Annotated in this window: 21 protein-coding genes; 11 read left to right on the top strand and 10 right to left on the bottom strand. The window is 66.5% G+C overall.

All coding sequences use genetic code 11. The features are described from left to right. Positions 1–3: 3 nt before the first annotated feature. The 4 genes from AC2EAL_RS02980 to AC2EAL_RS02965 form a co-directional block, all read right to left on the bottom strand. Entirely contained in the window at positions 4–990 is a 987-nt protein-coding gene (locus AC2EAL_RS02980) for an ABC transporter permease (RefSeq protein WP_484722679.1), read from the bottom strand. Next, on the bottom strand, positions 987–2,525 hold the full coding sequence (locus AC2EAL_RS02975; RefSeq protein WP_484722678.1) for a sugar ABC transporter ATP-binding protein: 1,539 nt from the start codon (positions 2,523–2,525) through the stop codon (positions 987–989). Before AC2EAL_RS02975 ends, AC2EAL_RS02980 begins: the two co-directional genes overlap by 4 nt. Before the next feature lie 53 nt (positions 2,526–2,578). Next, a complete protein-coding gene (locus AC2EAL_RS02970; protein ID WP_374429012.1) occupies positions 2,579–3,541 on the bottom strand; it encodes a substrate-binding domain-containing protein in 963 nt (320 codons plus the stop codon). A gap of 110 nt (positions 3,542–3,651) precedes the next feature. Beyond that, positions 3,652–4,386, bottom strand: a complete 735-nt coding sequence (locus AC2EAL_RS02965; protein WP_484722677.1) for a FadR/GntR family transcriptional regulator — start codon at positions 4,384–4,386, stop codon at positions 3,652–3,654. 175 nt (positions 4,387–4,561) lie between these two features. On the opposite strand from AC2EAL_RS02965, the gene uxuA reads away from it, so the two are divergent. From uxuA to AC2EAL_RS02935, 6 genes are all read left to right on the top strand, one after another. Beyond that, positions 4,562–5,749 carry a mannonate dehydratase gene (gene uxuA, locus AC2EAL_RS02960; protein WP_484722676.1) on the top strand — a complete coding sequence of 396 codons (1,188 nt, stop codon included), beginning with the start codon at positions 4,562–4,564 and terminating at the stop codon, positions 5,747–5,749. Between the two features lie 11 nt (positions 5,750–5,760). Next, the gene (locus AC2EAL_RS02955; RefSeq protein ID WP_484722675.1) at positions 5,761–6,447 is read left to right on the top strand and encodes an RraA family protein; all 687 of its coding nucleotides are present in this window, start codon (positions 5,761–5,763) and stop codon (positions 6,445–6,447) included. Then, positions 6,447–7,349, top strand: a complete 903-nt coding sequence (locus AC2EAL_RS02950) for a sugar kinase (RefSeq protein ID WP_484722674.1) — start codon at positions 6,447–6,449, stop codon at positions 7,347–7,349. The genes AC2EAL_RS02955 and AC2EAL_RS02950 overlap by 1 nt, the downstream gene beginning before the upstream one ends. Positions 7,350–7,573: 224 nt before the next feature. After that, positions 7,574–7,744, top strand: coding sequence for a hypothetical protein (locus AC2EAL_RS02945; RefSeq protein WP_484722673.1), 171 nt, complete (start codon positions 7,574–7,576; stop codon positions 7,742–7,744). Positions 7,745–7,849: 105 nt separating this feature from the next. Further along, positions 7,850–8,074 (top strand): type II toxin-antitoxin system RelB family antitoxin, encoded by a 225-nt coding sequence (relB, locus tag AC2EAL_RS02940; RefSeq protein ID WP_484722672.1) that lies wholly within the window; start codon positions 7,850–7,852, stop codon positions 8,072–8,074. Next, the gene (locus tag AC2EAL_RS02935; protein WP_484722671.1) at positions 8,058–8,327 is read left to right on the top strand and encodes a type II toxin-antitoxin system RelE family toxin; all 270 of its coding nucleotides are present in this window, start codon (positions 8,058–8,060) and stop codon (positions 8,325–8,327) included. The genes relB and AC2EAL_RS02935 overlap by 17 nt, the downstream gene beginning before the upstream one ends. A gap of 9 nt (positions 8,328–8,336) precedes the next feature. On the opposite strand, the gene AC2EAL_RS02930 is transcribed toward AC2EAL_RS02935, so the two are convergent. Genes AC2EAL_RS02930 through AC2EAL_RS02920 form a run of 3 tightly spaced genes read right to left on the bottom strand, consistent with a single transcriptional unit; the run spans position 8,337 to position 10,914 of the window. Beyond that, entirely contained in the window at positions 8,337–9,185 is an 849-nt protein-coding gene (locus tag AC2EAL_RS02930; RefSeq protein WP_484722670.1) for a DMT family transporter, read from the bottom strand. Then, a complete protein-coding gene (locus AC2EAL_RS02925) occupies positions 9,179–9,916 on the bottom strand; it encodes an MBL fold metallo-hydrolase (RefSeq protein WP_484722669.1) in 738 nt (245 codons plus the stop codon). Before AC2EAL_RS02925 ends, AC2EAL_RS02930 begins: the two co-directional genes overlap by 7 nt. After that, positions 9,913–10,914 carry a TraB/GumN family protein gene (locus tag AC2EAL_RS02920; RefSeq protein WP_484722668.1) on the bottom strand — a complete coding sequence of 334 codons (1,002 nt, stop codon included), beginning with the start codon at positions 10,912–10,914 and terminating at the stop codon, positions 9,913–9,915. The genes AC2EAL_RS02925 and AC2EAL_RS02920 overlap by 4 nt, the downstream gene beginning before the upstream one ends. 184 nt (positions 10,915–11,098) lie before the next feature. Here AC2EAL_RS02920 and AC2EAL_RS02915 point away from each other — a divergent pair, with 184 nt between their 5' ends. The 4 genes from AC2EAL_RS02915 (at position 11,099) to AC2EAL_RS02900 (ending at position 14,737) form a co-directional block, all read left to right on the top strand. Continuing rightward, a complete protein-coding gene (locus AC2EAL_RS02915) occupies positions 11,099–11,386 on the top strand; it encodes a co-chaperone GroES (protein ID WP_484722667.1) in 288 nt (95 codons plus the stop codon). Positions 11,387–11,452: 66 nt separating this feature from the next. Next, entirely contained in the window at positions 11,453–13,090 is a 1,638-nt protein-coding gene (groL, locus tag AC2EAL_RS02910) for a chaperonin GroEL (protein WP_484722666.1), read from the top strand. Positions 13,091–13,185: 95 nt separating this feature from the next. After that, positions 13,186–13,788, top strand: coding sequence for a DsbA family protein (locus tag AC2EAL_RS02905; RefSeq protein WP_484722665.1), 603 nt, complete (start codon positions 13,186–13,188; stop codon positions 13,786–13,788). 49 nt (positions 13,789–13,837) lie between these two features. Beyond that, the gene (locus AC2EAL_RS02900) at positions 13,838–14,737 is read left to right on the top strand and encodes a DMT family transporter (protein ID WP_484722664.1); all 900 of its coding nucleotides are present in this window, start codon (positions 13,838–13,840) and stop codon (positions 14,735–14,737) included. Here the strand turns inward: AC2EAL_RS02900 and AC2EAL_RS02895 are convergent. The 3 genes from AC2EAL_RS02895 to AC2EAL_RS02885 are packed head-to-tail and all read right to left on the bottom strand — an operon-like array spanning position 14,704 to position 16,059. Then, the gene (locus AC2EAL_RS02895) at positions 14,704–15,186 is read right to left on the bottom strand and encodes a GNAT family N-acetyltransferase (RefSeq protein WP_484722663.1); all 483 of its coding nucleotides are present in this window, start codon (positions 15,184–15,186) and stop codon (positions 14,704–14,706) included. The genes AC2EAL_RS02900 and AC2EAL_RS02895 overlap by 34 nt on opposite strands. Continuing rightward, complete coding sequence (locus AC2EAL_RS02890; RefSeq protein ID WP_484722662.1) at positions 15,173–15,607, bottom strand: GreA/GreB family elongation factor; 435 nt, start codon at positions 15,605–15,607, stop codon at positions 15,173–15,175. Before AC2EAL_RS02890 ends, AC2EAL_RS02895 begins: the two co-directional genes overlap by 14 nt. Continuing rightward, positions 15,604–16,059, bottom strand: coding sequence for an NUDIX domain-containing protein (locus AC2EAL_RS02885; RefSeq protein WP_484722661.1), 456 nt, complete (start codon positions 16,057–16,059; stop codon positions 15,604–15,606). Before AC2EAL_RS02885 ends, AC2EAL_RS02890 begins: the two co-directional genes overlap by 4 nt. Positions 16,060–16,148: 89 nt before the next feature. Between AC2EAL_RS02885 and AC2EAL_RS02880 the strand changes: the two genes are divergently transcribed. Then, positions 16,149–16,898 (top strand): alpha/beta hydrolase, encoded by a 750-nt coding sequence (locus AC2EAL_RS02880; RefSeq protein WP_484722660.1) that lies wholly within the window; start codon positions 16,149–16,151, stop codon positions 16,896–16,898. The last annotated feature ends 40 nt before the right edge of the window (positions 16,899–16,938 follow it).

The following is a 16,938-nucleotide window of genomic DNA, read 5'->3' as shown; positions in this document are numbered from 1 at the left end:
CCCTTAGCGGCTGCGATCGAGCATCTGGTTCAGGAGGACGGCGCCCAGGATGATCGCCCCCCGCACCACGTATTGCCAGTATTCCGAGACGTTCAGCAGCGTCATCCCGTTCGAGATGCAGCCGAGGAAGATGACGCCGACGAAGGTGCCCCAGATCCTGCCCTTGCCCCCGAACAGCGACGTGCCCCCGATGATGACGGCGGCGATGACGTCAAGCTCCATCCCCGTGGCGGTGGTACCGGTGCCGGAGCCGATCTGCGAGGCGATGAGGGTGCCGGAGACGGCGGTCAGGACGCCGGTGAGGGCGAGGGTCAAGCTCTTCACCTTCCAGACGTCGATGCCCGAAAGGCGTGCGGCCTCCATGTTGCCGCCGACGGCATAGACCTCTCGGCCAAAGGAGGTGTGGTTCATCAGGAAGTGCATGCCGATGAAGGTCAGGACGAAGAGGTAGACCGGGAAGGGGATGCCGAAGAGGTAGCCGCCGCCGAAGAAGCCGAAGCTGGGGGGCAGGTTCGACAGGGGGAAGCCCCCGGTGATCAGGTTCGCGGCGCCGCGGAGCGCGGTGAAGAGGGCGAGCGTGGTGATGAAGGAGGGGACGTTGAACCACTGGCGGAACTTGCCGGTCATGAAACCGGTGAAGAAACCGACGACCACCGCGCAGAGGAAGCCGAAGCCCAGCGCCGCGGTGCCGCCCCAGCTTTCGGTGTAGTTCACGCCGAACCAGGCGACGATGCACCCCGCAAGTGCCGCCCCCGCGCCCACCGACAGGTCGATCTCTCCGGCAATGATGACGGCGGTCATGCCGAAGGCGATGATCCCCAGCATGGCGACGGTGCGAAGCACGTTCAGGGTGTTCGCCAAGGACGCGAAACCGGGGGCGGTGAAGATCAGGAAGACGATCAGCGCGAGAAGGATCAGCTCCATCGTGTAGCGGCGGACGAAGGGCATCAGCCCTCCGCCAGCCCTTTGCGCGGTGGTGGCGTCGGTCATGTCTGGTCCTTCATGCAGATGGCGTAGAGGTCGTTCAGGGTGATTTCGGTCGGGTCCACCTCGGCCACGATGCGGCCCTGGCGCATGACGAGGATCCGGTCGGCGACTTCGAGGACCTCTTCGAGTTCGGTCGAGACGAAGACGGCCCCCAGGCCCTCGGACGCCTTCTGCCAGATGATGTCGAAGATCTGCCGCTTGGCCTGGACATCGACCCCGCGCGAGGGTTCGTCGAAGAACATCACCTTGGGCGCAGTGTTCATCCACTTGCCGATGACGACCTTCTGCTGGTTGCCGCCGGACAGGGACGAGACCGGCAGCATCGGGTCGGGTACCTTGATGGCGAGGTCCTTGATCTGGCGGTCGACAAAGCCCTGTTCGCCTGCCCGGCTGACGATCCCGGCCTGGCTGATGCGGCCAAGGCTCGCGAGGCAGAGGTTGTCGTGGGTGGACAGGATTTGCACCAGCCCGGCTTCCTTCCGGTTCTCCGGCGTGTAGCCGAGGCCCGCCTGTTTCATCGCCTTGAGGCCCGGGCGCTGGTAGCTGCGACCGGCGACCGTCACGGCCCCTGCATCCACCGGGTCCGCCCCGAAGACGGCGCGGAGGACTTCGGTGCGACCCGCGCCCAGTAGCCCCGCGATGCCGAGGATTTCGCCCGGGTGGACCTGGAAGCTGATCTCCTCGAACACCCCGTGCCGCGTCAGACCCTGCACGTCCAGAAGCGGCGGGCCGGAGCGGTCGATGGCGCGGCGGGTGGGGCGTTTCGCCTTGGCGGTTTCGCCGAACATCATCTCGACGATGCGGTCGGGGGTGGCCTGGGTCATGTCGATCGACCCGGCAAAGACCCCGTCGCGCAGGACCGTGCAGGTGTCGGCGATCTGGAAGAGCTCGTTCATCCGGTGGGTGATGTAGAGGATCGTCACCCCCCGTTCGCGCAGGCGGCGGACGAGGGTGAAAAGAAGATCGACCTCACGCGTCGCAAGGGCGGAGGTCGGTTCATCGAGGAGAAGGATCGCCGGGCGGAAGGACATGGCCTTGGCGATCTCGATCACCTGCTGCTGGCCGACCGAGAGGGTCGAGACGGTGGCGTGGGTGTCGAGGTCGAGGCCCATCTCGTGCAACAGCGCCGCCGCCTCGCGGTGCATCCGGGCCCAGTCGACGACGCGGACGCCCAGGCGGCGGGTCATCGGCAGGCGGCCAAGGAAGATGTTCTCGCCGATGGAGAGGGACGGGACGAGGGAGAGTTCCTGGTGGACGGTCACCACGCCCGAGGCGAAGGCGTCATGCGGCGAGGCGAAGCTCGCGGGCTTGCCGCCGACGCGCAGGGTGCCTTCGGAGGGCTGGACGACCCCGGCCAGGATCTTTACCAAGGTCGACTTGCCCGACCCGTTCTTGCCCATCAGGGCGTGCACCTTGCCCGGCGCGAAGTCGTGGCTGAAGCGCGACAGCGCCAGCGTCGGGCCATAGGCCTTGGAGACGGCGGTGAACTCCAGCCGCCCGCGGTCGGGGCTGTGGGTGGGTTGGGCGTCGAGCATCATGCGGCCTTCAAGGGGGTGGACCGGCCCTGGGAGCTTAGGGCCGGTCCGGAGAGTCAGCCAAGCGCCTTCAGCTGTTCGAGGAAGGCCTTGACCCCATCCGGGTTGGTGCGCGTCAGCGGCAGCACCGGGACGGACTGGTTCTTCTCGACCTCCTTGCCGTCAAGGACGGCGTTGGCGGCTTCCAGCGCCAGGCGACCGACTTCGAAAGGCTGCTGGGCGGTGACGGCCTGCAGCACGTTGTCGGGGTCGAGGAGCATGTTGGCCAGCTGTTCCGTCCCATCGATGCCGAAGACGAAGACCTTGCCTTCCAGACCCGCCTTCTTCACGGCCTGCGCCGCGCCGATGGTGCCGCCTTCGTTCGCGGCGTAGATCAGCTCGATCTCCGGGTTCGCGGTCAGGATGTCCGAGGCCACGGCCACGGCCTTTTCTGCCAGCCAGGCGTCCTGCTGGGCGACGACCTCGACCTGGTCCTTCACCTTGTCGAGGAAGCCGTTGACGCGGTCATCGCTTTGCTCGGGCAGGAGCGACTTGAAGGCGACGGTGGCGATCTTGACCTTGCGGTCGGGGGCGAGCGTCTTGAGGAAGGCGCTGGCGGCGTCGCCCGTGGCATTGCCAAGGTCGATGTTCGACGAGGTGATCGAGGCCTTGGGCAGGTCGCTGTTCACCGTGGTGCCGAAGGTGATGACGGTGATGCCTGCGTCGACGGCCTTCTGGATCGCGGGGATCGACCCGTCGGCCGACAGCGGCGTCAGCGCGATGGCCTGCACGCCGCGGGCGATGTAGGTGTCGATCAGCTGGGTTTCCTTCTCCAGCTTGTTGTCGCTGTTGGCTTCCAGAAGCTCGACCCCCGAAGCCTCGGCGGCGGCGGCCATGCCCATCAGCACGGTCCGCATGTACTGGTCCTGCTGGAAGACGATCCCTGCAATGGCCCGGTCCTGCGCAAAGGCGGGCAGGCCGATGCCCGCTGCGGCGGCTGCGCCTACGGACGACAGCAGCATACCACGTCTGGTAATCATGATTGGTCTCCTCCCGTTTCGGTGCGCTCTCTCCTCAGGACGACCGGCGCGTGAGCGCTTCGTTCCGGTCGCTGGGATGCGCAGCCCGCCAAGACGGACGGCGCGGCGGGTCAGGTCCGCTGGTCCTCTGCCGCCGCGACGAAGCGGAGGCCGAAGTCCAGATGGCGGCTAATCAGGTAGGCATAGGCGACGCGGTCGCGGGCTTTCAGCGCGGCAATCACCTCGGCATGGGCGGTGTGGGTGTCGGCCTGCACGGGCCGCGCGGACTTGCCGATGCGCATGACCTCGATGATGACGGGCGACAGCATCCGGTAGGCCGCAAGCGCGGTGCGGTTGCCGCCAAGAGAGAGGATCGCCTCGTGGAAGTCGTAGTCGGCCTGGGCGGCCTCATCGACGGTGCTGGCGGTCAGCAGCCTGTCGTTCACCGCGGACAGCGCGTCGATCTCGGCGTCCGTCGCCTTCAGGATGATCTCGTCGCCCACGCCCAGTTCGACGATCCGGCGAAAGCCCTGCAGGTCGCGGAAACTGTCGGGCGAGATACCGTTGTGGAAGGCAAAAAGCCGCTTGATCGCCTCGCCATGCCCGGCGGCGACCACGGCGCCGACCTTCGGGCGGGTCTCGATCAGGCCGTAGGCGCGCAGGACCACAAGCGCCTCACGCACCGTGTTGCGCGAGGCCTGGAACATCTCGCCCAGTTCCCGTTCGGTTGGGACCGGGTCGCCGATGCCAAGGCCGCGGTCGGTCATCATTTCGCGGATCTGCTCGACCAGACGGTCCACGGCCGAGACGCGAGGGGCGTCGGTCCCGCTGCCGTTTGCGCTGTCCTCGACCTCGTCCACCAGCACGTCGCGGCCCCCTGTTGGTTCTTCTATTCGTTGGACCAGGATTCGGATTCTGTCAATCGTCTTTGCTTTCGACTGCGGATTTTGCGGTGAAACCGGCGGTGAGGCGTTGATTTTGTCGAGAAAGCGGGTATCAACGGCGAAATTGGTCCAACAATAGGGGGCGGGGATGGAGAGGATGGAAGAGTGTTTCCGCTGGTATGGTGCAAATGACCCCGTGCCCCTGGCCCATATCGCCCAGGCCGGGGCGACGGGGATCGTGACGGCGATCCATGAGATCTACGATGGCTCGCCCTGGCCCGACGCGGCCATCGCGCGGCAGAAGGCGATGATCGAGGAAGCGGGGCTGCGCTGGTCGGTGGTCGAGAGCATCCCGGTGCATCCGTCGATCAAGCTGGGGACTGCGGAGCGCGACCGCTACATCGGCCATTGGCAGGACAGCCTGCGCGCGCTGGCTCGGCACGGGATTGGGACGGTCTGCTACAACTTCATGCCGGTGGTGGACTGGACGCGGACGGAACTGCGCCACCCGATGCCGAACGGCGCGCTGGCCTTGCGCTTCGACGCGGTGGATTTCGCGGCCTATGACGTCTTTGTCCTGAAGCGGCCGGGGGCGGAGGAGGACTACTCGGCAGCGCGGCTGGAGGAGGCCAAGGCGCGGCTGGCTGGCATGGACGAGGCGGCAGTGGCGCGGGTGGAGCGGAACCTGATCGCGGGCCTGCCCGCGACCGAGCAGAAGTATGACCGGGCGGGGTTCCTGCAGGCGCTGGCCGCCTATGACGGGATCAGCCCGGCGGATTTGGCCGAACACCTCAACCACTTCCTGCGGTCGGTGGTGCCGGTGGCTGAGGAGCTGGGGATCAACCTCTGCATCCATCCCGACGACCCGGCCTTTTCCCTGTTTGGCCTGCCGCGTGTGGTGTCCGACGCCGCCGACGTGCGCCGCATCTTCTCGGCTGCGGATACGCTGACGAACGGGCTGACCTTCTGCACCGGGTCCTTCGGTACGCGTGCGGACAACGACCTGACCGCCATGGCCCGGGAGTTCGCACCGCGCATCCACTTCACCCACCTGCGCAACGTCACCCGCGAACCGGACGGGTCGTTCCACGAGGCGGATCATCTGGGCGGGTCGTCGGACCTGCCGGAGGTGATCCAGGTCCTTCTGGACGAACAGGCGCGGCGGCGGGCCGAGGGGCGCGACGACTGGCGCATTCCGCTCCGGCCCGACCACGGGCATCTGATGGCCGACGACCTGACCAAGGACCGGATCAACCCGGGCTATTCGCTGATCGGGCGGCTGCGGGGGTTGGGCGAGATCAGGGGCGTGATGCACGGCATCGATGTCGCCCGCCGGATGCAGTGAGGAGACAGCCGATGAAGTTTGCGGATGACGCCGAGATGTTCGCCGCGATGCGCGCCCAACTCTTCACCGCCGTTGTAGGCGACATACTGGACACGATGGGCTTCCTCCACCAGTTCCTGCCGCCGCGCCTGCGCCCGGTGCGGGACGACATGGTGGTGTTGGGCCGCGCCATGCCGGTGCTCGAGGCGGACCATTTCGGCACCATTGTCCAGGGCCAGAACCCGCTGACCGCCAAACCCTTCGGGTTGATGTTCCGCGCATTGGACGACCTGAAGCCGCACGAGGTCTACATCTGCACCGGCTCTTCGCCGCGCTATGCGTTGTGGGGGGGCCTGATGTCGACGCGGGCGATCCACCTGAAGGCGGCGGGGGCGGTGCTGGACGGGTATTGCCGGGACACCAATGAAATCCTCGACCTCAACTTCCCCTGCTTCTGCATGGGGAGTTTCGCGCAGGACCAGGGGCCGCGGGGAAAGGTCGTGGATTACCGCGTGCCGATCGAGATCGAAGGCGTGGCGGTCCGGCCCGGCGACATCGTCTATGGCGACCGCGACGGGGTGCTGGTGATCCCGGAGGAAGCGGCAGAGGAGGCGATCACCAAGGCCTTCGAGAAGGCGACGACCGAGAACAAGGTCCGCCTTGCCATCCAGAACGGCATGAGCACAGTGGAGGCCTTCGAGCGTTTCGGGGTCATGTGATGCAGCTGGGACGGATCGCTTGCCTGGGCGAGGTGATGGTCGAGGTCGCCCGCACTGGCGGCGATGCGGCGCGGATCGGCGTGGCGGGGGACACGTTCAACACCGCCGTCTATCTGTCGCGCGCGCTGGGGTCGGGGCGGGTATCTTGCATCACAGCGCTGGGGACGGACCGACAGTCTGACCGGATCGTCGAGGCTTTGCACTCCGAGGCGCTGGACACGACCCACGTCGCGCGCCTGCCGGGCAAGATGCCGGGGCTGTACCTGATCGACACCGACGATAAGGGCGAACGGAGTTTCTCGTACTGGCGGTCGACCTCGGCGGCGCGGCAGATGTTCGCGCCGGGAAGCGGACTGGGGCCGGATGTGCTGAACGGCTTCGACACGGTCTATCTGTCGGGGATCAGCATCGCGATCCTGGACCCTGCGGCGCGGGATGTGCTGGCGGATGGGTTAAGCGCAGTCCGGGCGCGTGGCGGGCGGGTTGCGTTCGATTCGAACTATCGCCCGGTCTTGTGGCCGGATGTGGCGACTGCGCGCGCGCAGATGACGCGGTTCATGGCCTCAAGCGACATCGCCTTCCCCTCGCAGGACGACGAGGCGGCGCTGTTCGGGGATAGCGGGGTGGAGGCGATCCTGGGGCGGTACCGGGCGGCGGGCATCCGGCAGGGCGCGCTGAAATGCGGGGGCGAAGGGGCCATTGCGCTGGACGGCAGCGGTTTGCACCGGGCGGCGTCTGCCGGCGTGACGGTGGTCGACACCACGGCGGCGGGGGACAGCTTCAACGCAGGCTTCCTGGCGGCCTTGGATCGGGGCGCGGACATGGCGGCCTGCCTGGATGCGGCGGCGACGCTGGCGGAACGGGTCATCGGCGTCCGCGGTGCGATCCTGCCGCGGGGGTAAGTTGTCCCTGTCGTCGTTTTGTGGCATCCTATGTGCCTTGGCAGAGGAGTGCGACGCGATGGACAAGCAAGCCTGACGCCCCACGGGGGCAGTACGCGGGGCCGGTTGGCCCGGGACTTAGCCTTCACCCAAGGAGTACCCTGAGAATGGACAAGACCGTTTCGGCCTAAGCGCCTTTCGTGGCCGTCTGTCGGCCAAGTCTTTCTTCAACACAGGGGCAGAACATGCCGAACACCAAGACAGGAAAACCCGCTTTGGCGGGGTTGAAGCCGTTGCCGAAGACCGCGAAGGGGCCGGGGTTTGATCCCGGCCTTCTGAAGGGTCACAAGGGCCCGCAGGGGCCGAAGCTGGTCCCGAAGCGGGGGATGATCCCCGGCAAGTCGGGGCAGCGGTAACACTGGAGGGCGCCTCGCGTGGGGCGCCCTTTCCCTTGTGCGGAGGGGTAGGGTGTCGTACATGTATGACGTGTATGACGTGTATGACAGACCCGGAGGTGCGCCATGCTGTCGGTCAGGTTGCCGGAAGACATCGAAAAGCGGCTTGAGGCGTTGGCAAAGGCCACCGGTCGCAGCAAGACCTACTACGTGCGCGAGGCGCTGATCCAGAAGCTTGAGGATATGGAAGACCTCTACATGGCCGAAGCGGTGATGGAACGCATCGCAAGCGGCCAGGAGAAGACCACTCCGCTGGCCGATGTGGAGCGCGAGCTTGGCCTGGCAGATTGAAGTCTCGGATGCTGCCAAGAAGCAACTGGCCAAGATGGGCCGCGTCGAGGCCAAGCGAATAACGGCGTTCTTGCGAATGCGCGTGGCGTCCCTTGACGACCCGCGACAACTCGGCGGCCCGCTGCAGGGCGCGCATTTCGCGGGCCTCTGGCGATATCGCGTGGGCGACTACCGCATTCTCGTCGACATCCAGGACCAGAAGGTGACGGTGCTGGTCGTCGGCATCAGCCGTCGGGGCGAGGTCTATCGCTAGGCCGGCACGTCAGGTGCGTGCGCTGCGCAGGATGTGCCAGAACACGGCGCCGAAGACGATGGCTCCACCGAGAAGAGTGGCGGGTCCGGGGGTCTCTCCGAACATCAGCCAGACCCAGACCGGGGCAATGGGGGCCTCAAGGGCGCCGATCAGGGCGGTTTCGACCGCAGGGATGCGGCGCGAGCCAAGAATGAAGAGCGCGAAGCCGAGGAGCGAGTTCGACAGGCCGAAGATGGCGAGGATGACGATGGTGTCGGTCGGGGGCATGGTGGTTGCCACCCACGGTGCCACGGCGACAACGGTCAGCAAGGTCGCAACCAGCCCTGCGGCAAGGGCCGGGATCTCGGGGTTGCGGCGGGCGAGGACGACCAGGATCGCCATGCCGAAGGTCATCGCGAGCGCCAGCGCATCGCCAAGCGCGGTGCCGTCGGTACTAAGGCCGACCATGATGACCGCCCCCGCCAGTGCTAGGACCGAAGCGATGATGGCCGAGCGCGGGGCGACTTCGCGCAGGACGACCCATGCGAGGCCGGCGGTCATCAGGGGCACAGTGGCATAGATGATCGCGACATGGGCGATCGAGGTCAGGTGCAAGCTGGCCAGGTAGGCGGGCAGGGTCAGGACGGACACGAAGACATAGGCCCAGCCAGCCCTGCCCAGCCGCTTGAAGCTGCCCAGTCCGGCCCAGCCCTGGAAGACCAGCAGCACGACGGCCATGCCAAGGACACCAAAGGTGCCGCGCCAGAAGATGATGGTAGCAAGGTCGGTGTCTGCGGCGCGGATGAAGAGACCGGCCGTGCTCCAGGTCAGGGTCGAGGCGAGGACCATGGCCAGGCCTAGGCGACGGTCGGTCACCATGGCCGCGGGGCCTTTGGCAGAAGCGGCCATTGTGCGGGCTCGTGGCCGTAGATCAGGACGGCCTCGGGCGGAGCGAGGTTGAGGAGGTAATTGGCCGAGGCCCGCGCGGCAGCGGGGTCATCGGCGTCGGCGAAGTGCTCGGCCGGTTCCGAGGCGCGGTTTATGGCGTCCGCGGCAAGGATCGCGCTGCGGCCGTCGGGAAGGGTCACCAGGGCCGAGAGGTGACCGGGCGTGTGGCCTGGGGTGGGGATCAGGGTCAGGCCGTCGCAGACCGGGGTGTCGGTGTCGATGGTTTGGTAGGCGGCTTCAGGCCAGGCGATCGGGCGGGCCTGGCCAAAGTAAAGCGGCGCGGGTTCGGCGCGTTCGCGGGCGGTCAGGACGATGGGAGCATGGGCGAAAAGCGGCAGCGATCCGACATGGTCGATATGGCTGTGCGACAGGATCACCAGGTCGATGTTGGCAGGCGCAAGTCCAAGCAGGGCGAGGGCGCCTTCGGCGGTCTGCTCCCGGCGAAAGTCGATCAGGCGACCGAAGCGGGGAAGGCCGTCTTTCGCCGGGCGGTCCGGGTCGGTCAGGTAGTCGGGCGGAAAACCTGTGTCGAACAGGATGTTCGCGCCACGGTCGGTCTGCAGCAGATAGCCCGGGATGCCGATGACCCGCTCGCCACCGCGGACCTCGAACAGGCCCAGGTCAAGGATGTAAAGCCGTTCAAGCCCGCCGGGAAGGATCACAATGGCAGTTCTTCCAGGGTGAAGCCTTCCTTCTGCAGAAGGTTCAGCACGCCGTCCTCGCCCGAAAGATGCAGAGCGCCGAAGGCGGTGAAGACCGGGCCCTGGGCGGCGGCCTCGGTCAGGATCGGGATCCAGGCGCGGTTGCGGGCGGAGGAGACAACCTCCTCCATCTGGGCAAAGTCGGCGTCGATCTGTTCGCGGGTGAAGCCGGGCATGTCGTAGCCGGCAAACCGCATCAGTTCCCACGCCTTGCGACTTTCCCCGGCAAAGTAGCTGTCGACGAGGGTGGTGAAATAGTCCTCGCTCATGTGCTCGATGGCGAGGGTGGAGACCAGCATCTCGGTCAACTCTTCGGGCGTCATGCTGTCGAAGATGGTGAAGAGCGTGTTGAAGGGTTCAAGCCCGCGGACGGGGACACCGGCGGCCTGGGCGGTTTCGATCACCAGTCCGTCCAGGCCTTTCGGCTTGTCGGTCATCGCGGTCATGGCGCAGGGCGGGATCGACAGTAGCGTCAGCACGTACCAGGGCTGGAACTTGGCGGTCATGAATGGGGGTATGCCACGGTCCGAAAGCGCCTGTTTCAGCGGATCCCAGACCTCGGGCGGGAGGCGCTGGTTCAGGGGCGCACCTTCGGTGATGACCATGACCGAGGGATTCTCGGCGATGTGGCGCATCAGGGCCTTTTCTTCATCGGGTCCGGCCTCGACCAGGACGGTCGCCGCCGCCTCGATGTGGGGCGTCAGCGCAGCGATCGTAGGCCCGTGGCGGGCGTCGTCGAAATGGTAGGTCCCGGCGATGGTGATGACCTCCTCCCCCCGCGTCGCGCGCCAGAAGTTGCCGGTGGCGAAGGGGGTCGCATCTGCGGCGGCATTGATCTCGGCCAGGCGCCCGGGTTCCATCTCGGCAAAGAGGTTCCGGCCAACACACTCGGCCGATGCCGGGCCGGACAGGACAGCGCCCAGGAACAGGGCGGACAGGCAAGCGAACAGTCGGGACATGGGCAGGGATCACCTTGGTTTCACTGGCCGCCATCGTGGCATCGGGACCAGAAAACACAAAGCAAAAAGCCGCGTCCCGGGTGTTGACTCCCGCAAGGTCATCGCCTACCTCAGGCGACGTTAGCACTCGGGCAAGCTGAGTGCTAATCAAGATCAAACCTGGAAACTCAAGGGAGTACCCCAGATGGCTTTCAAACCGCTGCATGACCGTGTCCTGGTCAAGCGTATCGCCTCCGACGAAAAGACCAAGGGCGGGCTGATCATCCCCGACACCGCCAAGGAAAAGCCCGCCGAGGGCGAGATCGTCGCCGTGGGCGAAGGTGCCCGCAAGGACTCGGGCGAGCTGATCGCGCCGTCGGTCAAGGCCGGCGACCGTGTGCTGTTCGGCAAGTGGTCGGGCACCGAAGTGACCCTGAACGGCGAAGAGCTGCTGATCATGAAGGAAAGCGACATCCTCGGGATCATTTCCTGACGGATGGTGGGCGAACCGCCCACCCTACGCGTTTCCTGACATCAACCCATTCAAGGAGCTATCAAAATGGCTGCTAAAGACGTCAAGTTTGACACCGATGCCCGCGACCGCATGCTGCGCGGCGTCAACATCCTTGCTGACGCTGTGAAAGTGACCCTCGGCCCGAAAGGCCGCAACGTGGTCATCGACAAGTCGTTCGGCTCGCCCCGCATCACCAAGGATGGCGTCACCGTCGCCAAGGAAATCGAACTGGCCGACAAGTTCGAGAACATGGGCGCGCAGATGGTGAAGGAAGTCGCTTCCCGCACCAATGACGAGGCCGGTGACGGCACCACCACCGCGACCGTGCTGGCCCAGGCCATCATCAAGGAAGGCATGAAGGCCGTTGCTGCCGGCATGAACCCGATGGACCTGAAGCGCGGGATTGACCTTGCCACGACCAACGTCGTCGCTGCGATCAAGGCGATGGCCCGTCCGGTGAAGGACTCGGCCGAAGTCGCCCAGGTCGGCACCATCTCGGCCAACGGCGAATCCGAAATCGGCCGTCAGATCGCGGAAGCGATGCAGAAGGTCGGCAACGAGGGTGTGATCACCGTCGAAGAGAACAAGGGCCTGGAGACGGAAACCACCGTCGTCGAAGGCATGCAGTTCGACCGCGGCTACCTGTCGCCCTACTTCGTCACCAACGCCGACAAGATGATTGCCGAGCTGGAAGACGCCTTCATCCTGCTCCACGAGAAGAAGCTCTCGTCGCTGCAGCCGATGGTTCCGCTCTTGGAAGCCGTGATCCAGTCGCAGCGTCCGCTGGTGATCGTGGCTGAAGACGTCGAAGGCGAGGCTCTGGCCACGCTGGTCGTCAACAAGCTGCGTGGCGGGTTGAAGATCGCAGCCGTCAAGGCCCCGGGCTTCGGCGACCGTCGCAAGGCCATGCTGCAGGACATCGCGATCCTGACCGGCGGCCAGGTGATCTCGGACGACCTTGGCATGAAGCTGGAAAACGTCGGCCTCGACATGCTGGGTCGTGCGAAGAAGGTCATCATCAAGAAGGACGACACCACGATCATCGACGGCGCTGGCGACAAGGCCGAGATCGAAGCCCGCGTTGGCCAGATCCGCGCGCAGATCGAGGAAACCACCTCGGACTACGACCGCGAGAAGCTGCAGGAGCGTGTGGCGAAGCTCGCCGGCGGCGTCGCCGTCATCCGCGTCGGCGGCATGACCGAGGTTGAAGTGAAAGAGCGCAAGGACCGCGTTGACGACGCCCTGAACGCGACCCGTGCGGCAGTGCAGGAAGGCGTGATCGTCGGTGGCGGCGTTGCTCTGGTGCAGGCCTCGAAGGGTCTTGACGGGCTGAAGGGCGCCAACAGCGACCAGGATGCCGGTATCGCCATCGTCCGCCGCGCGCTGGAAGCTCCGCTGCGCCAGATCGCCGAGAACGCCGGTGTTGATGGTGCCGTGGTGGCGGGCAAGGTCCGCGAGTCGAAGGACACCTCGTTCGGCTTCAACGCCCAGACCGAAGAATATGGCGACATGTTCAAGTTCGGCGTGATCGACCCGGCCAAGGTGACCCGCACGGCGCTGGAAGACGCTGCGTCGGTGGCTTCGCTGCTGATCACCACCGAGGCGATGATCGCTGACCGTCCCGAGCCCAAGGCTGCACCGGCGATGCCGGGTGGCGGCGGCATGGGCGGGATGGACTTCTGATCCATCACGGTCCACGGATACGGAAAGGGCGCCTTTGGGCGCCCTTTTCTTTTGGTGTCGTGCTATTCTGCGCCAAGGCGGGAATGGGGGCGGCGATGGGACAGCTCGACTTCTTCTACTTCTTCGGCAGCGGTTATGCCTATCTGTCGGTGCTGCGGATCGCGGACCTTGCGGCGAAGGACGGGGTGACGGTCAACTGGCGTCCGTTCAACGTGCGGCCGTTGATGAAGGAAAACAACGTGATGCTGCGCGACGAGGCGCAGAAGGTCCGCTACCTGTGGCGCGACATCGAACGCCGGGCGGCCTTCCATGGGCTGCCGTTCGTCAAGCCGCCGCTCTGGCCGACCGAGCCTGACTTGCTGGCCAGCCGGGTGGCGATGGTCGCGGCCAGCGAGGGTTGGGTCGAGCCCTACACGGTAGCAAGCTTCCGCGCCTGGTATCTGGAGGGCCTGCCGCTGGGGACGCCGGAAAGCCTTGGCGCCATCCTGCCGCGCGTCGGGCAGGACCCGGCGCGGGTTCTGCCACTGGCTGACCGGCCCGACGCCTCGGCGCGGCTGGAGGCCGAGACCGAGGCGGCGCGCAAGCTGGGGGCCTTCGGCTCTCCGACCTTCGCGGTGGGGGACGAGCTCTTCTGGGGCGACGATCGGCTGGAAGAGGCGGTGGCCTGGGCAGCAGGACGTCATCCGGCGCAAGGTTAGGACCTTCGCGGGGTTGCCCTGGGTGGCCGGGACGGACCATGCTGCGGCGATGCGCCTGTTCCTGCTGACCGCCCTGACCATGCTGGCCTTCGCGGCCAATTCCGTGCTGAACCGCTGGGCGGTGGGGCAGGGCTGGATCGGTCCGGCGGGGTTTGCGATGGTCCGGCTGGTTTCTGGCGCGGCAATGCTGGCCATTATCCTGGTCGTGCGTCTTGCGCTGAAGCGTGCGGTGATCTGGCCGCAGGGGTGGCCGATCCTGTTCGGGGTGGGCGGTCTGCTTCTGTACCTCCTGGGCTTTTCGCTGGCCTACACCCACCTTGATGCGGGGACCGGGGCCCTGGTGCTGTTCGGCTCGGTGCAGGTGACGATGTTCGCGGGTGCCTTGCTGCTGCGCGAGCAGGTGCCCCCGCGCCGGTGGTTGGGAGCGGGCGTGGCATTGGCGGGGCTCTACGTTCTGGCCGCCCCAACGGCAGAGGCTGCGCAGCTGGGCAGCGCGATTCTAATGATGGCTGCTGCGGGGGTGGGTTGGGGGGCCTACTCACTGGTGGGGCGCGGTCAGAAGGATGCCCAGACTGCGACGGCGGTAAATTTTGTCCTCGCGGTGCCGGTGATGATCTTTCTTTACCAGAATGGTCTGGGCTGGGTCGACGTCATGGTGACCGATAACGAGACCCCAAACCTCGCCTGGGGTCTGGCACTGGCGGTGATTTCAGGTGCCATCACCTCGGGTCTTGGCTATGCCCTGTGGTACGCGATCCTGCCCCAGCTCGGCGCGGCGCGGGCGGCGGTGGCGCAGCTGACGGTGCCGGTGATCGCGGCGCTGGGGGGCGCGGTCCTGCTGGCCGAGCCGCCAGGGCTGCGGTTCTGGCTGGCGGCGGCGCTGGTGCTGGGCGGGGTGGCGCTGGCGAGCTTGCCCTACAAGGGTTTGACCAGACGCTCGACCCAGTGACCCGTGGTGCCGTCCTGACGGCGGATGCCCGTCGGCCTGAACCCCTCCCTCTCCCAGAACGCCCTTCCCCGCGTGTTGATGTCGAGGACCGCCAGGTACAGACGCGGGGCGTGGCGTTTGCGGGCGAGCGCTTCGGCGTGGGCGAGGAAGGCCTTGCCATGGCCCGCGCCTTGCGCCCAGGGGCCGAGGATCATCAGACCCAGGTAGGCGTCGCCGGGGTCCGGGAAGCCGTAGGAGACTTCGGCCACGCCCGAGAGCCGTTGGTTGAGGAAGAGGCCCAGCCGGTCGCTTTGGGCGGGGTCGCAGTTCGGCGGCGCGTCGGTGAAGAAGTCCTGTGCTTGCGCGGCGGGGTCGCAGCGGCCTTCGGCCAGCAGCCAGTAGTCCGGCGCCTCACGGTAGAATTGCGCGACGAGGGCGGTCTCAGAGGGGAAAAGCTCACGGATGCGCATGGGCTATCCTTGTGATTTCCAGATCGACAGCACCCGAGGGCCGCTTCCAGGTGACCACATCCCCGACCTGCGCGCCAAGAAGGGCGCGGGCGAGGGGGGAGTTCGGGGCGATGCGCTGGCGGGTGGCGTCGGCCTCGTCTTCGCCGACGATTTCGTAGGTGGTCTCGGCGCCGTCCTCGTCGGCTACGGTGACGGCAAGGCCAAAGGCGACCTTCGTGAGATCGTGCCGTGCCGGGTCAATCACCACGGCGGCCTTCAGGCGGGCCTTCAGCGCGGCAAGGTCGGCCTGGCGCTGCACGATCCTTGCTTGGAGCGTGACGAGCCCGCGCGGGGTGACGATGTTGGGGCCAGCCGGGACGGGGAGTTCGGGCAGGTCGGGTCGGTCGTTCCCGGCATCCTCGTTGACGAAGGCGCGGCTCATTTCAGGATCACTTCCAGCGGGTCGTAGAGCGCCTGCGCCTGACCCCAGGCGGCGTCGGGCAGGCTGTCGGGCTTGAAGCGGACATGACCGGCGGCGAGTTCGGTGCGGCTGAAGAAGCGGCGTTGGGTGACCACGCCCTCCGGGTCGGTCCATGTTTCATCCAGATCACCCGCGACAAGCTGGCAGCGGAAGAAAAGGTCGACCTGGTGGAAGCCGGAGTCCGGGTCATGGAATTCGTTCACCAGGACCGGCGGGCCGACAGATATGGTCAGGCCGGTTTCCTCATGCACTTCGCGGGCGAGGTTTTCCGGCAGCGACTGCCCGGCCTCGCAACCGCCTCCCGGGGCGCACCAGAGGCCAAGGCGGGCGTCAGGGTAGGCGTTGACCAACAGAAGCCGGTCCTCATGCAGGATCAGCGCGCGGACGGCGAGGCGGGGCTTCAGCTTGGCCATGCGCGGAACCCTGTGACGCTGCGTCGGCTTTGTCCAGTGGTGGGTATTCCGGGCTTGAGACGCGGGCGGCCCAGGCGCAGAGTTGGGCCATGTGGATGACCGGACGCCTTGCCCGTTTCCTGCCTGCGCCCGCGACCGAGGAAGGCGCGGGTCAGGCGGAGGCTGTCGTCTTGCTGCACGGGCTGGCGCGGACCGATGCCTCACTGGTGCCGATGGCGCTCGCGCTGAAGAAGTCAGGGTTCCGGGTGGTGAATTGGGCCTATCCGTCCACCAAGGCCGCGCCGGAAGAGCTGGTGGAAGAAGTGGGCCAGGCGGTGGCGCAGGTCGAGCCGGGGCGGGTGCATTTCGTCACCCACTCGATGGGCGGGATCCTTCTGCGCGACTGGCTGGCGCGTGAGCGTCCGGCGCAGATGGGCCGGGTCGTGATGCTGGCCCCGCCGAACCATGGGTCAGAACTGGTGGACAAACTGGGGGACAACCCGGTCTTCAGCATGATGAACGGCAAGGCCGGGCTCACGCTCGGCACCGGGCCGGACAGCTGGCCGAACCGGCTGCCGCCCGCCGACTATCCCCTGGGGATCATCGCAGGGACGCGCAGCCTGAACCCGGTCTGGAATGCGATGCTGCCGGGGGCCAATGACGGCAAGGTTACGGTGGAAAGCACGAAGCTGGACGGGATGGCCGATCATCTGGTGCTACCGGTCACCCACACCTTCATGATGGTGAACCCCGTGGTGATCCGGCAGGTGATCGCCTTCCTGCGCGAGGGGCGGTTCGACCCGTCGCTGACCCTGGGCGCGGTGGTGAAAGAGACGATCCAGTCGGTGCAGTCCGGGTGAGTGGACTGTGGGCCGCTCGTCGTGCGCTTCGCTTCTCCTC

This window comes from Tabrizicola sp. T74, assembly GCF_057219935.1.
This window is presented reverse-complemented; position numbering and strand designations above follow the sequence as displayed.

Bases quoted from the DNA above. Each gene is read 5' to 3' on its own strand.
- uxuA (WP_484722676.1), top strand. From the start codon at position 4,562: ATGGAAGAGTGTTTCCGCTGGTATGGTGCAAATGACCCCGTGCCCCTG.
- AC2EAL_RS02945 (WP_484722673.1), top strand. From the start codon at position 7,574: ATGCCGAACACCAAGACAGGAAAACCCGCTTTGGCGGGGTTGAAGCCG.
- AC2EAL_RS02915 (WP_484722667.1), top strand. From the start codon at position 11,099: ATGGCTTTCAAACCGCTGCATGACCGTGTCCTGGTCAAGCGTATCGCC.
- AC2EAL_RS02975 (WP_484722678.1), bottom strand. From the start codon at position 2,525: ATGATGCTCGACGCCCAACCCACCCACAGCCCCGACCGCGGGCGGCTG.
- AC2EAL_RS02955 (WP_484722675.1), top strand. From the start codon at position 5,761: ATGAAGTTTGCGGATGACGCCGAGATGTTCGCCGCGATGCGCGCCCAA.
- AC2EAL_RS02970 (WP_374429012.1), bottom strand. From the start codon at position 3,541: ATGATTACCAGACGTGGTATGCTGCTGTCGTCCGTAGGCGCAGCCGCC.
- AC2EAL_RS02905 (WP_484722665.1), top strand. From the start codon at position 13,186: ATGGGACAGCTCGACTTCTTCTACTTCTTCGGCAGCGGTTATGCCTAT.
- AC2EAL_RS02980 (WP_484722679.1), bottom strand. From the start codon at position 990: ATGACCGACGCCACCACCGCGCAAAGGGCTGGCGGAGGGCTGATGCCC.
- AC2EAL_RS02880 (WP_484722660.1), top strand. From the start codon at position 16,149: ATGTGGATGACCGGACGCCTTGCCCGTTTCCTGCCTGCGCCCGCGACC.
- relB (WP_484722672.1), top strand. From the start codon at position 7,850: ATGCTGTCGGTCAGGTTGCCGGAAGACATCGAAAAGCGGCTTGAGGCG.
- AC2EAL_RS02890 (WP_484722662.1), bottom strand. From the start codon at position 15,607: ATGAGCCGCGCCTTCGTCAACGAGGATGCCGGGAACGACCGACCCGAC.
- groL (WP_484722666.1), top strand. From the start codon at position 11,453: ATGGCTGCTAAAGACGTCAAGTTTGACACCGATGCCCGCGACCGCATG.
- AC2EAL_RS02920 (WP_484722668.1), bottom strand. From the start codon at position 10,914: ATGTCCCGACTGTTCGCTTGCCTGTCCGCCCTGTTCCTGGGCGCTGTC.
- AC2EAL_RS02895 (WP_484722663.1), bottom strand. From the start codon at position 15,186: ATGCGCATCCGTGAGCTTTTCCCCTCTGAGACCGCCCTCGTCGCGCAA.
- AC2EAL_RS02900 (WP_484722664.1), top strand. From the start codon at position 13,838: ATGCGCCTGTTCCTGCTGACCGCCCTGACCATGCTGGCCTTCGCGGCC.
- AC2EAL_RS02950 (WP_484722674.1), top strand. From the start codon at position 6,447: ATGCAGCTGGGACGGATCGCTTGCCTGGGCGAGGTGATGGTCGAGGTC.
- AC2EAL_RS02885 (WP_484722661.1), bottom strand. From the start codon at position 16,059: ATGGCCAAGCTGAAGCCCCGCCTCGCCGTCCGCGCGCTGATCCTGCAT.
- AC2EAL_RS02930 (WP_484722670.1), bottom strand. From the start codon at position 9,185: ATGGTGACCGACCGTCGCCTAGGCCTGGCCATGGTCCTCGCCTCGACC.